The 12,927-nt window shown below is 27.4% G+C and carries 13 protein-coding genes; 3 read left to right on the forward strand and 10 right to left on the reverse strand.

Annotation, left to right across the window (positions count from 1 at the left end; all coding sequences use genetic code 11):
• Window positions 1–4: 4 nt before the first annotated feature.
• Both MPF13_RS14410 and MPF13_RS14415 read right to left on the reverse strand, forming a co-directional pair.
• Window positions 5–400 carry an acyl-CoA thioesterase gene (locus MPF13_RS14410; protein WP_249983464.1) on the reverse strand — a complete coding sequence of 132 codons (396 nt, stop codon included), beginning with the start codon at window positions 398–400 and terminating at the stop codon, window positions 5–7.
• Window positions 401–494: 94 nt separating this feature from the next.
• On the reverse strand, window positions 495–1,166 hold the full coding sequence (locus MPF13_RS14415) for a DUF2461 domain-containing protein (RefSeq protein ID WP_249983465.1): 672 nt from the start codon (window positions 1,164–1,166) through the stop codon (window positions 495–497).
• A gap of 78 nt (window positions 1,167–1,244) precedes the next feature.
• Here MPF13_RS14415 and MPF13_RS14420 point away from each other — a divergent pair, with 78 nt between their 5' ends.
• A complete protein-coding gene (locus MPF13_RS14420) occupies window positions 1,245–2,057 on the forward strand; it encodes a DUF1853 family protein (RefSeq protein ID WP_249983466.1) in 813 nt (270 codons plus the stop codon).
• Between the two features lies 1 nt (window position 2,058).
• On the opposite strand, the gene MPF13_RS14425 is transcribed toward MPF13_RS14420, so the two are convergent.
• The 4 genes from MPF13_RS14425 to MPF13_RS14440 are packed head-to-tail and all read right to left on the reverse strand — an operon-like array spanning window position 2,059 to window position 4,963.
• A complete protein-coding gene (locus MPF13_RS14425; RefSeq protein WP_249983467.1) occupies window positions 2,059–2,790 on the reverse strand; it encodes a head GIN domain-containing protein in 732 nt (243 codons plus the stop codon).
• Between the two features lie 29 nt (window positions 2,791–2,819).
• On the reverse strand, window positions 2,820–3,899 hold the full coding sequence (locus MPF13_RS14430; RefSeq protein ID WP_249983468.1) for a DUF4097 family beta strand repeat-containing protein: 1,080 nt from the start codon (window positions 3,897–3,899) through the stop codon (window positions 2,820–2,822).
• The gene (locus MPF13_RS14435; protein ID WP_249983469.1) at window positions 3,883–4,407 is read right to left on the reverse strand and encodes a hypothetical protein; all 525 of its coding nucleotides are present in this window, start codon (window positions 4,405–4,407) and stop codon (window positions 3,883–3,885) included. The genes MPF13_RS14430 and MPF13_RS14435 overlap by 17 nt, the downstream gene beginning before the upstream one ends.
• Window positions 4,397–4,963 (reverse strand): RNA polymerase sigma factor, encoded by a 567-nt coding sequence (locus MPF13_RS14440; RefSeq protein ID WP_249983470.1) that lies wholly within the window; start codon window positions 4,961–4,963, stop codon window positions 4,397–4,399. Before MPF13_RS14440 ends, MPF13_RS14435 begins: the two co-directional genes overlap by 11 nt.
• Window positions 4,964–5,096: 133 nt before the next feature.
• Here MPF13_RS14440 and MPF13_RS14445 point away from each other — a divergent pair, with 133 nt between their 5' ends.
• Window positions 5,097–5,756 (forward strand): class I SAM-dependent methyltransferase, encoded by a 660-nt coding sequence (locus MPF13_RS14445; protein ID WP_249983471.1) that lies wholly within the window; start codon window positions 5,097–5,099, stop codon window positions 5,754–5,756.
• 576 nt (window positions 5,757–6,332) lie between these two features.
• Window positions 6,333–8,786, forward strand: coding sequence for an endopeptidase La (gene lon / locus MPF13_RS14450; protein WP_249983472.1), 2,454 nt, complete (start codon window positions 6,333–6,335; stop codon window positions 8,784–8,786).
• Window positions 8,787–9,198: 412 nt separating this feature from the next.
• Here lon and MPF13_RS14455 read toward each other — a convergent pair whose 3' ends face one another.
• From MPF13_RS14455 to MPF13_RS14470, 4 genes are read right to left on the reverse strand one after another with little or no spacing between them, the layout of a single operon-like run.
• Complete coding sequence (locus MPF13_RS14455; RefSeq protein ID WP_249983473.1) at window positions 9,199–10,323, reverse strand: hypothetical protein; 1,125 nt, start codon at window positions 10,321–10,323, stop codon at window positions 9,199–9,201.
• Window positions 10,320–11,171, reverse strand: a complete 852-nt coding sequence (locus MPF13_RS14460) for a phosphatase PAP2 family protein (protein WP_249983474.1) — start codon at window positions 11,169–11,171, stop codon at window positions 10,320–10,322. Before MPF13_RS14460 ends, MPF13_RS14455 begins: the two co-directional genes overlap by 4 nt.
• Window positions 11,172–11,216: 45 nt before the next feature.
• Window positions 11,217–11,516, reverse strand: coding sequence for a hypothetical protein (locus MPF13_RS14465; protein ID WP_249983475.1), 300 nt, complete (start codon window positions 11,514–11,516; stop codon window positions 11,217–11,219).
• 13 nt (window positions 11,517–11,529) lie between these two features.
• On the reverse strand, window positions 11,530–12,888 hold the full coding sequence (locus tag MPF13_RS14470) for a hypothetical protein (protein ID WP_249983476.1): 1,359 nt from the start codon (window positions 12,886–12,888) through the stop codon (window positions 11,530–11,532).
• Window positions 12,889–12,927 lie beyond the last annotated feature (39 nt).

Genomic DNA, 12,927 nt, shown 5'->3' on the forward strand with positions numbered 1-12,927 from the left:
ACTTTTATTTAGGAGGTTGTAATACTTTTAAAACATTTTCTCTAATTCTTGTTGGTTTCAACGTTTTAGAATCTAACATTACCCAAGTAGTTTTGGCTTGTACTAATAATGTATTTTCTTTATAAAACTCCATAAAACGAACAGATGTAATTCCTTTTGTTTCTCCTACCCACGTTTTTACAGTAATTTCATCACCTAAAATTGCTTGATTTTTATAATCAATTTCATGCCTTGTTACCACCCAAACGTATTGTGGTAAAGGATTGTCTTTGGTTAAAAAAGCATAATGCTTGGTAGCAATATCATCCATCCATTTTACATAGACTAGATTATTTACATGATGCAAAGTATCTATATCTTCTTTAGAAACTTTTAATTTTAGGGTAAAAATGTTGTTCAAATTATTCAACTTTAAAAAACTTTTTAAAATATTATTTTTGAGATTTCTCAATCACTTAAAAAAGCTCATTTCGAAATGACATTCGTTCTTGAAATTAAATTATAGATTCTCCATTTAAATTGGTAGTTAAAACATCGCTAAACAAATTAAAAAACGGACGTAAAGCTTTAAAACTTTTGTTTAATTCTTCTAAAAAGTTAGGTGCAAGTACTTCTGCATCTGTGAAATTTCTGACTGCAATAAATCCTTTTTTACGCAATAAATCTATGTCTTTATGCTCTTTATCAAATCCTCTTGGTGCTGATTTTAATTCTTCTCCTTCAAATTTTCCTCCAAAATATTTTACAAAATCTTTATCTTCTAAAATCTCTCTAAACTCAGTTGCATCTTGCTCTATTTCTTTTCTGATTCTTTGTAAATCGTCTTTTTCTGGCTGCCAAAAACCACCACCTAATAAGGTTTCACCAGGTTTAATTTGTAAAAAATAACCACCTCTTAACTCTTTTCCTAATCTAGAAAACGAAACTGCAAACCTAGGATTATAAGGCGTTTTATCTTTAGAAAAACGAACATCTCTATAAATTCTATAAATTTTCATTTTTTCTATTTCATCATGCATTTCTAAATTAGACTGCATTTCTAAAAAAACTTCTTTTACTTCTTTTTGAATTTGTACAAATTTTGGTTTGTGTTCTGTAAACCAATCTCTGTTATTGTTTTTTTGTAAATCTTTTAAAAATTGAACGTGATTTTTTTGAAATTGCATTATAATGGTTTTTAGATTTTCAATGTACAACATATTTGTAAAATGAAAATTATAAATACGTAAATTTGAAATGAAAATATGCATCAACAAAACAAAAACATTCAAAAACATTATGAAGGTTTTCTGCAAACAAAAAAGTTGTGGGAGCATGATGCTGTGTATCAATTAACTCAATTTGAATTCCCTTCTATTTCTAATAAAATTGATATTGAAATTAATGAAAAACTGAGGTTAGGAAAGTATATAGAGAGATTGGTTTCTTTTCAGTTAGAACAAGATAAATCTATTTCTATTCTTTGTGAAAATGTTCAAATTCAGAAAGAAAAAATAACTTTGGGCGAATTAGATTGTATTCTTAAAAAAGAAGAAAAACATATTCATTTAGAAGTTATTTATAAATTCTATTTATATGATGCTACTGTTGGAGAAACTGAAATTGAGCATTTTATAGGCCCCAATAGAAAAGATTCTTTAGTTGAAAAATTAAACAAACTTAAAAACAAACAATTACCACTTCTCTTCTCTAAAGAATGCAAAGCGTATTTAGAAACTATAAATTTAAATACTAAAAAAATTGAGCAACAAGTATATTTTAAAGGACAATTATTTGTTCCTTTTACAGCTAAAGATTTACAATTATCAACTTTAAATCAAGATTGTGTTACAGGTTTTTACATCAATCAAAAAGAACTTTTACTTTTTAAAGATTGTAAATTTTACATGCCAAATAAAAAAGATTGGATTGTAATTCCACACAAAAATGTAAGTTGGTTAAACTTTGAAACTTTTAAAAATCTTTCTGATGATTATATGCAAAGAAAAAGTTCGCCACTTTGCTGGGTGAAAAAGCAAAATGGCGAACTTATAAAAATATTTTTAGTGTGGTGGTAACTTAGTTTCTGTCAATAATATCTCCAGAACCCACAGATTTACTATCTACATGAGTAGGATTTCCTTTGTAATAAACGCTACCAGAACCTACTAATTTAGCTTTAATTTTAGATTTTACAGTTGTTTTAATACTTCCAGATCCTGCAACATTTGCATAAACTTCATCCGTTTTTAATTCATAAGCTCTAATACTTCCAGAACCTGCAATAGAACATGTTAACTCATTAGATGTTCCTTGTAAATTAATGTTACCAGAACCACCTATAGATGCTTTTACTTCATCAGCATCAACATTTAAAGTTATATCTCCAGAACCACCTAAACTTACATTAAAATCGTTTGTTTTTATTAAAGATTTACCAGAAATTTTACCAGATCCACCTAAAGCTACACTTCGTAAACTTTTATAAGGAACAGTAATTGTTAACCTTCTTGTAGTTCTAATATTAGTGTTTTTCTTGTATTTAATTTTTAAAACATCTCTTGTAACTTCTGTTTCTATATAAGGTATTATGTTTTCTTCTCCTTCAATTTTAATTTTCCCAACATTTCCTTTTACAAGAATTACATCAAAAGAGCCACCTACAGAAACTGCATCATAATCTGATGTTGTTCTGTTAACAGTAACTACATTTCCATTTCCTTTTATTCTCTTATTACTAAACCAATCTTGTGCATTTATTGTAAAAGTTAACATTAAAATGAAACTAGATAAAAGTATTTTTTTAGTCATGATTTTTATTTTTGGTTGTTTATTTTTTATTAATAATCTTTAATACTTACACCTCCATATTGAGAAGTAATTTTAATTTTTGAGTTGGTAGTTCCTTTTCCAAATTTACCTAAGTAATATTTTTTTGTAGGCTTAGTAATACTTTTAAAAAACTCCATTTTATCATTATTTCTGCTAAAACCTGCATATTCTAAATCCAATTCAAATTCAAAAACTGCATTGGTATCAACACCAATTCTAATACCAGCATATTCTCCATCTATTTCTACGTTTTCAAAACCTTTTGCCATTTTTTTAACAGATAAAGAACCATATTCTGTATCTATTATTAAGTTTTTATGTACAGTTCCAAAACGCATTGATAAATAATCAGAATTTCCTTTAATATTATTTGCTTCATCAATAACTATAGAACCATAATCACTATTAAAATTAACACTTCCTGTTTTTTCTAAGGTTAAGTTTGAGTAATCTGTATTTGCTCTAATTTTTTCTGATTTGTCTATAGTTAATTTCGAATAATCAATATTAACATCTCCATTTTTCATATAATTTATGCTAGATCCTGAGCTATAATCTAAGTTAATGTTGTTGTTAGATGCGTTTAAATCTCCAATAGAAATTTTACCATAATCACAATTAACATCTGCTCTACCATCTAATTCATCTAAATAAATATTACCATAATCATTATCTAAATCTACAGAATTAGACCTTGGCATTTTAACTTCGTAATTAATTTTATAATTCACGTTATTATTCTTTTTCCACCAAGACCAATTGCTCTTATTTTTTTCGAAAATTGTTTCTGCACTAACCATAGATGCATTTGCATTAAAAACAACATCTATAATAGATAATTTGTTTTCTACGTCGTCTAAATCATCTCCTTTTACAGTAATTGTAACTTCTATTTCTACACTGTTTTTATTCCAAGTAGAAATATTTAGGTTACCATATCTATTGTTTAAAGATACTTTTGCATCTGCATTTACAGAAAACTCTTTTTTTATTACTCTACTTTTTTCATGTTTCTTTGGTCCTTCTGTAGCAGAAGCTATGAGAGGGAATAAGAATAAAATTAAGGCTATTTTATATATAGATTTCATTGTTTATAATATTAGGGTTCTTAATTTGTTCTATTTGTTTTAAGGTGTTTTCTAAAATTTCTAAACGTTGCTGATAATTTTTAATCATTGCGTTTATAATTTTCCTTTGTTGTCCGTTTTTAGTTAACTCTTTAACAAAAGCTTTGTACTCATCTTCTAGTTCTTCTAATTCTTCTAAAGCATTTTCTATAATACTTTCTGTATCTAAACTTCTGTTTTTCTCTAAAGTTTTTAATTCTTGATTAATTGTTGATACAAAGTACGTTTGAACTTCTTCCATTTTTGGAGATACATCTGCTAAATCAAATTGATTTTTTTGATGATTACTACCCAACCAAAAACCAAGTACTAAAACTACTGATGCTGCTACAGACAACCATTTCCAAGAAGTTCTATTAACTTTTTTAGGTTGATTTAGTTTTCGTTCAAACCTTTCTAAATGACCAGAATGTGGCTCTTGAAAATCGAATTCATTTTCAGAAAAAAATTGATGTAATTTATCTTCCATACGCTTGTGCTTGTATATTTTCTGCAAGTAAAACCTGCTTTAATTTCTTTTTTGCTCTAGAAACTGTTGTTCTAACATTTTCATTGGTATAATCTAAAATTTGAGCAATTTCCTCATAATCATACCCTTCTATTAAATGTAAGTTTAAAACCAATCTGTAATTTTCTTTTAAACTTTGTAAACAATCTAACACTTTACTGGCTTTTAAACCAGCATAATCAATTGACTCCTCTTCTACTTCATCATTAGGAATTACTTCCATTTTTACTTCATTGTAGCGATTGTTCTTTTTTAATTGTGTTAAACTTTTATTTATAACTATTCTTTTTAACCACGCTCCAAATGTTACTTCTCCTTTATATGTATGCATTTTTGTAAAAACCGTTAAAAAGGCTTCTTGCATAATATCTTCAGCTTCAAAATTATCTTTTAAAATACGGTATGCAGTATTATACATAGCTTTATAATAAGCTTTATATAAATCTAACTGCGCGTTTTTATCCGATTTTTTGCAGCGTTCTATAAGGTTGGTTATATGTGGTTGATTAGTTTCCAATAAAACGTTTCTATTATATAGACAAAACTGTTTTTGATTTGTGACAGTTTAACAAAATAAAAATACTCTTTTTTTAATGAGTATTGAATTTTAAAGGATTTAAGGTACTTTTGATGCTGATAATTTTTATGAAATGAATAAAATAAAGAAGCAACCTTGGCCTACAAAAGATGCAATGAAGCAAGTGTATGAAATGCAACTTTGGGGTAACAACCAAACTCCTTTTTATTCTGGAGAAGGTTCTCATAAATTAGAAATTATAAATCCGTATATAAAAACAATTAGTTCTTTTTTAAATGATTTTAAAGAACCTATTTCTGTTTTAGATTTAGGTTGTGGAGATTTTAATATTGGAAAACATTTTGTTGAACTCACAAAAAAATACATTGCAGTAGATATTGTAGAAAACTTAATAGATTACAACAAAAAAACGTTTAATAAAGAAAATCTAGAATTCTTTTGTTTAAATATAGCAAAAGACAATTTACCAAAAGTAGATTGTGTTATTATAAGACAAGTTTTACAACATTTATCTAACAAAGAAGTAATAAATATAGTAGAAAAATTATATCAATATAAATACATAATTCTAACAGAACATCTACCCTATGGTGCTTTTACACCTAATTTAGATATTATTTCAGGTCAAGGTATTCGAATAAAAAAACAAAGTGGTATCCTTCTTTTAGAAGCTCCTTTTAATTTAAAAGTTAAAGAAGAACTGCTTTTGCATTCTTATGAGTTAGTAAACAATAAAGGTGTAATTAAAACTATATTATACCAAATGTTTTAATGTAAATATCATTTAACCTTTGTGAATAGATGTAAAGATAGATTTCTCTATTCCACTTCGTTTCAATCGAAATGACAAATAATGTAATTTTAACCTTTTAAAATATTTATAATTTAATTAAAATACATCACAGTTATATTTATCTAAAACAGAAAACATTTTACTTGTCATTTCGACCTTGTGGAGAAATTTAAAGATTGATTTCTCTATTCCACTTCGTTTCAATCGAAATGACAAACCAATGTAATTTTAACCTTTTAAAATATTTATAATTTAATTAAAATACATCACAGTTATTTTTATCTAAAAAAGTAAAATACTCTACTTGTCATTTCGACCTTGTGGAGAAATCTATAACACAATATTAAAACTCTCTATTTTGCTACGTTTTTAATAAAATGACAACATAAATACAAATCTGATTAAAAATAACATTGGCACAACAATTGATTTTATAATAATGATAATTTATGTAATTAATTTTAAATTACTGATTATCAATAACATAAAAACATAACACTGATATTGATTTTATTCTTTTAAAAATTCAATGTCAGTATGACAGAGATATAGCACATGAGCAAACCAAAAATAATGCATTTAGACAATTTGTCGCTTCAAAATATGTTGAATGAAGATTCGGAATTAATTCCGTTAATGACGCCAGAAGATGAAGAAATTATCAATAAAGAAAGTGTACCAGAAATATTACCAATTTTACCTTTAAGAAATACGGTTTTATTTCCTGGAGTTGTTATTCCTATTACTGCTGGTAGAGATAAATCTATTCAGTTAATTAAAGATGCCAATAAAGGCGATAAAGTAATTGGAGTTGTTGCACAAAAGAATGAAGACGTAGAAGAACCTGGAATTAAAGACATACACACAACTGGTGTAGTTGCACAAATTTTACGAGTTTTAAAAATGCCTGATGGTAACACAACAGTTATTATACAAGGTAAAAAACGTTTTGAAATAGATACTATTATTCAAGATAAACCGTATTTAAAAGCAACTGTAAAAGAAGCAATTGAAGAAAGAGATATTGACAATCAAAAAGAATTTGATGCTATAATAGACTCTATAAAAGAGCAAGCTTTAGAAGTAATTAAGGAAAACCCTATGTTACCTAGTGAAGCTTCTTTTGCAATTAAAAACATAAAATCAGATTCGTTTTTGGTGAATTTTATTTCATCAAATATGGATTTATCTGTGGCTCAAAAACAAGTAATTTTAGAAAAAGACAGTTTAAAAGAACGTGCTTTGTTAGCATTAAAAAACTTAAACAAAGAACTTCAAAAATTAAAATTACGTAATGATATTCAGTCTAAAACTAGAGAAGATTTAGACCAACAACAAAGAGAATATTATTTAAATCAGCAATTAAAAACCATTCAAGAAGAATTAGGTGGTGCTTCTAATGATCAAGAATTAGAAGAAATGCGTCAGCAAGCCAAAACTAAAAAATGGAACAAAGAAGTTGCTGAAACTTTCGAAAAAGAATTGAATCGTTTAAAAAGAATCAATCCTCAATCTGCAGAATATGGTGTACAAAGAAGTTATTTAGAACTGTTGTTAGAATTACCTTGGGGCATTTATTCTGAAGATAAATTCGACCTAAAGAACGCTACAAAAGTTTTAGACAGAGATCACTTTGGCTTAGAAAAAGTTAAAGAAAGAATCATAGAACACTTAGCTGTTTTAAAGTTAAAGGGAGATATGAAATCCCCAATTATCTGTTTATATGGACCTCCAGGAGTTGGTAAAACATCTTTAGGAAAATCTGTTGCAGAATCTTTAGGACGTAAGTATGTACGTATGTCTTTAGGTGGTTTACGTGATGAAGCAGAAATTAGAGGACACAGAAAAACTTATATTGGTGCAATGCCTGGGCGTTTGATTCAGAACTTGAAAAAAGCAGGAACTTCTAACCCAGTTTTTGTTTTAGACGAAATTGATAAATTAGGGCAAAGTCATCAAGGAGACCCTTCTTCTGCTATGTTAGAAGTGTTAGATCCTGAGCAAAATGAAGCGTTTTACGACAATTATTTAGAAGTTGGTTACGATTTATCTAAAGTACTTTTTATTGCAACAGCAAACAACTTAGGGCAAATTCCTTGGGCTTTACGTGATAGAATGGAAATTATAAATGTTACTGGTTATACTATTGAAGAAAAGCTAGAAATTGCCAAAAAACATTTATTACCTAAACAATTAAAAGAACATGGTTTAACTACCAAAGATTTAAAATTAGGTAAAAAACAAATAGAAGTAATTGTAGAAGGTTACACAAGAGAATCTGGAGTAAGAGGTTTAGAAAAACAAATTGCCAAAGTAGTTCGTTTTGCTGCAAAATCTATTGCTTTAGAAGAAGAATACGATGTTTCATTAACTTCAGAAAAAGTAGAAGATATTTTAGGAACACCAAGATTTAGAGATAAATTTGAAAATAACGATGTTGCTGGTGTTGTTACAGGTTTAGCTTGGACACAAGTTGGTGGAGATATTTTATTTATAGAATCTATTTTATCTAAAGGTAAAGGAGCACTTTCTATTACAGGTAATTTAGGAACTGTAATGAAAGAATCTGCTACTATTGCCATGAAATACATAAAATCTAATGCTGAAGAATTTGGTATTAAACCAGCAATTTTAGAAAACTACGATGTACATATTCACGTGCCAGAAGGTGCAACTCCAAAAGACGGACCAAGTGCTGGTATCACAATGTTAACTTCTTTAGTTTCTTCTTTTACACAACGTAAAATTAAAAACAAGTTGGCAATGACTGGTGAGATTACTTTGCGTGGAAAAGTATTACCTGTTGGCGGAATTAAAGAAAAAATATTAGCTGCAAAAAGAGCAAATATTAAAGAAATTATTTTGTGTAAAGACAATGAAAAAGACATTTTAGAAATAAAAGAAAGCTACTTAAAAGGCTTAACTTTTCATTATGTTACAGAAATGAAAGAAGTAATAGACATTGCACTTACAAAGCAAAAAGTTAAAAATGCAAAGAAATTAGCGTAAACTAAAAAGCCTCCTATTTGGAGGCTTTTTTTATGTTTTATTGTTATTTATACTTTAGGTAAAAAGTATAATAATTGGTAATTAAGATTTTTCGACTCCACTTTGTTTCGCTCAAAATGACAATCTAAATGTCATTTCGACTTTATGGAGAAATCTTACATTCTATTTTTGAAGCTATTTCCTGCTATCCACACTCGCTTTTTTTATTCTGAAAAAAGGAATAAAAAAGAGCTCAAACAATTGTTCCTATCAGGGCTAAACTTATTTGCTAGCTTTCGTTTATTGTAAATTCGCTAACGTGATTTCGTATATCGCCGAGTTTTAATTCGTTATATACGAAGTTAGCAAATAGCAAAGTTCGGGTTTTTTATTCAGAAAATCAATAGGAAAACCATCCATTTTAGTTGAATACTTAATTAATTATACTTTTCTCAAAAATTCTATATTTCTTATAAATGGTGTGTTCCATGCGTTCCATAACTGCACGCATTTTGGTATTTTCTTCTAAGATTAAATGGCTATCTAAAACTGTTAAATTGTTTTTTCTTGCAGCATTTAACAATGCAATATGCATTAAAGCAACCAAACCTGAGTTTCTAATATTTTCATCTACACAACCCAATAATAAATTTAGTTGTTTGGTGGTTTTAAAGGCTTTTAAAATGTGTAAAAATCTAAAAGGAAATAATTTCCCTTTTGCTTTTTTAAATCCTTCAGAAATATCTGGCATTGCTACTACAAAAGCTACTACTCTATCAGAAGAATCTAACACCAGTTTTATATATTGAGGTTTTAAAAGTGGTAAAAAACGTTCAGAAAATTCTTTAGACTCTATTTCACTTAAAGGAGCAAAACCATAAATATCTTTATAGGTTTTGTTTATCAAATTAAAAACTTCTGTAACATAAGGTCTAACATGTTTCGATTTTTTAAATTCTAATACTTTAAATCCGCTTCTTGTAGCTCTTTCTGCAATTCTTGTATAAATTGCAGCAGTTTTATCAGCTATTTTTGCTCGGTACTGAAAAACATCTAATTTCTTTTTAAAACCATTTCTTTCTGTATGTTGTATCATGTATTTATAACTGTGGTTTGTAACCATTACAGTTATAGGGTCTTTAAAACCATCAATTAAAAACCCTTGAGGATCTTTATCTGAAAAACCTAAAGGACCAATAATTGTTTCCATACCTTTTTGTTTTCCCCAAACTTCTATGGCATTTATCAACATATCAAAAACAGCAACATCATCATAACATTCTAATCCAAAAAAACGAACATTATTTTCTTTATTTCCTGTATTATAAGTGTGGTTAATAATTCCCATTATTCGCCCTACAATTTCATCATTTTTAATGGCTAAATACATAATCGTATCACAATGAGCAAAAGAATGATTTTTGAGTTTATCAAACACTTTCCATTCATCAGAAATTAAAGGAGGCAACCATTCTTTATGATTTTTATGAATGGTATAAGGCAACATAATAAATTGCTTTAATTGCTTCTTAGTTTTAACTTCTATTAAATGAATCATAATTTAATTTCAGGGATTTTTTTATATAAATAATTACTAATATATAATACAATTGGAGCAGAAATTATACCTGCAATAGCATCTATAGCATAATGTGCTTTTATATAAACAGTAGAAAGTATTAGTAAAATTAGAAAGGGAAATGCAATTTTAAAATAGTTGGCAACTCTGTTTTTAAATATGATTACAATAATTAATGAAATACCTACATGCGAACTTGGAAAAGCTCCTGTTGGTTGTTCTGCTTGCTGTAAAAAGTGCATAATTTTATCAAACAGAAATGCTGTTGGTAAATCTTTTTCTGGTGATGAAAAATAAAACTGAGGTCCTGCTGCAGGAAAAAAACAGAAGAATAAATAAAATAACAACATAGAGGCTGCTAATTTAAAATAGAGCTCTTCTGCCTCTTTTTTTAGTTTAAAAAAAGTAATCAATACAAAACTGATTATAAAAATATATAAAGAAAAATAGCCAATATACATTAGCTCACTAAATATTGAACTTGAAAAATATTTTGAAAATTGAACACTGGGTTGAAAACCAAATAACAAATTATCTAAACGAATTAAATATTTATCTAAATTACTAAAAAACAACTTGTTATAATACACGGTTTCTGTGTAAAAAAGCAAGCTAAATAGTATTGGGTAACAATTTCTAACTAAATTTAGTAGGCTGTTTTTAATTTTAACATCAAAATAAATAATGGTTATTCCTAAACCTAATAATACTCCTCTAGTAATAAATAATTGTAAAGAGTTATCAGAATTATTCCAAGATAAAAACAATAAAATTGTTGTTATAAACACATAACCCAAAAAAAGAATGTCTATTTTTTTTATGTGCATATTAAGTAGAGGTGCTTTAATTTTTATAAATATAAAATAAAAATGCTAATAATTAATTTTTTGCAAAGCTTCATTTAAATCTTCAATTCCACTTTTACTTGTAAATATTTTTAATCTTTCTTTAATAATTGTTTCTAGTTCTGGTAAATCCTTATTAGCTATTTCAGCTAAATAAATTGTGATATCAGATTCTATTTTATATTCAGGATGATTTTCTATATAATGTATAATTTCTTTATAATTATAAGTAGTAGTTTTAGACACAATTATATCTATAGCTTCTTCTACTCCATAAATGTTTCTAGAAGTTAAAAAATAATCTACCAATTCTTTAATTTCTTTCATAAATAGAAATTTACTAAAATTCCATACTAACACCTACATAAGGTCTTACTTGGTTTATGGCTTTGAAAACTCCGTTTTCATTTTCGGCAAATGTCCATTGATAATCTACACCAGCTTCCATAAAACTATTAACTTTATATGTAACAATTAAGTTTGCTAAAGATCTTTCATCTAAAGAAAAAGCATCACCTAAATTATTTAAACCTGCTTTTACGTAAGTGCCTTTAGCTTTAAATTTTCCTATTTGTTTGGTTTCTAAATCTAAACCAACAATGGCTCTTCTGCTATTTGGATCATTACTATCCATATCATCTGGTATCATTAAAGAACCTCCAATTTTTATAGATTGTAAAATTTCTGCAGTTAATGTTCCAAAAATACCTTGAGATTTTGTTGCCGTTAATAACTCTTGCATTCTTGCATCTTTGTTAATTTCGTAAGCAAAATTAAAAAACTGAGGTATGTAATTATCACCATACCATTGTCTTTCTATTCTTGCATTCATATAAACAGTATTGGCAATAAACTTAAAATTAGATTCTAAACCAATGGCAAAACCAGTTCCTGCACCATAATTTGCAGTAGGATTATCTGAAGCTAATAAATTGTTTTTTGATAGTTTACTAAACTGAGCATCTAAACCTAGGTTTAACATTTGGGTTCTTATAAGACTTACACCAACATCAAAACTATTTGCTTTTATACCACTGCTACTATATTTAGTTGTTACTTCTGTAGCTCCAACTTCTTGATAATTGTCATTATCAGAAACTGTACTCACACCAATTTCCATAGTTTCTACAATAGGAATACTACTTTGTCCAAAAGGTTTCATAAAAGGTCTAATACCTAATAATTTAGTAGAACCATTAAAATTTAAATCGCTATAAATTACTTCTAATCCATAAGTTTTCTTAATTAAGATAGAAGCACTAGCTCCTATTTTTCTTCTTTCAAAAGAAGTTGCATTTGTATAATTACCAATTAAAGATCCATAACCCAATTTTTCTCCAGTTAAATCTCCAATTTTTATGTAGACAGGATCTGTTTTTTTATTTCCATATCTTAAAAAACGAATCATTCTTAATATACCAGCACCATGTTTAAATTCTTCTGTTCTAATTTGACCATTTTCCATATCAAAAAGTAAGGGTATGTCTAAACCAACACCTAATTTTCCTATGGTAAACTCTGGTTGAACTCTTAAACCAAAATAATTTTGACCATCAATATTTGTTAAACCTAAATTGGCATTAAAAATATTGGTATCATCAAAAGCACTTTCAAAAACACTTTCTAAAACATCATCTTGAGCAATTGTAACTTGAAAACCAAGTGTAAAAAACACAAAAAATAGTAAACTTTTTTTCATAATTATTTTTTTTGAAAATTAATGTTTAACGCTAAAATA

This window comes from Polaribacter sp. Z022 (assembly GCF_023555495.1).
Taxonomy (GTDB): domain Bacteria; phylum Bacteroidota; class Bacteroidia; order Flavobacteriales; family Flavobacteriaceae; genus Polaribacter.

Excerpts from the sequence above, each read along its gene's own strand:
- MPF13_RS14415 (WP_249983465.1), bottom strand. The coding sequence starts at position 1,166 with ATGCAATTTCAAAAAAATCACGTTCAATTTTTAAAAGATTTACAAAAA.
- MPF13_RS14420 (WP_249983466.1), top strand. The coding sequence starts at position 1,245 with ATGCATCAACAAAACAAAAACATTCAAAAACATTATGAAGGTTTTCTG.
- MPF13_RS14425 (WP_249983467.1), bottom strand. The coding sequence starts at position 2,790 with ATGACTAAAAAAATACTTTTATCTAGTTTCATTTTAATGTTAACTTTT.
- MPF13_RS14430 (WP_249983468.1), bottom strand. The coding sequence starts at position 3,899 with ATGAAATCTATATATAAAATAGCCTTAATTTTATTCTTATTCCCTCTC.
- MPF13_RS14435 (WP_249983469.1), bottom strand. The coding sequence starts at position 4,407 with ATGGAAGATAAATTACATCAATTTTTTTCTGAAAATGAATTCGATTTT.
- MPF13_RS14445 (WP_249983471.1), top strand. The coding sequence starts at position 5,097 with ATGAATAAAATAAAGAAGCAACCTTGGCCTACAAAAGATGCAATGAAG.
- lon (WP_249983472.1), top strand. The coding sequence starts at position 6,333 with ATGAGCAAACCAAAAATAATGCATTTAGACAATTTGTCGCTTCAAAAT.
- MPF13_RS14455 (WP_249983473.1), bottom strand. The coding sequence starts at position 10,323 with ATGATTCATTTAATAGAAGTTAAAACTAAGAAGCAATTAAAGCAATTT.
- MPF13_RS14460 (WP_249983474.1), bottom strand. The coding sequence starts at position 11,171 with ATGCACATAAAAAAAATAGACATTCTTTTTTTGGGTTATGTGTTTATA.
- MPF13_RS14465 (WP_249983475.1), bottom strand. The coding sequence starts at position 11,516 with ATGAAAGAAATTAAAGAATTGGTAGATTATTTTTTAACTTCTAGAAAC.
- MPF13_RS14470 (WP_249983476.1), bottom strand. The coding sequence starts at position 12,888 with ATGAAAAAAAGTTTACTATTTTTTGTGTTTTTTACACTTGGTTTTCAA.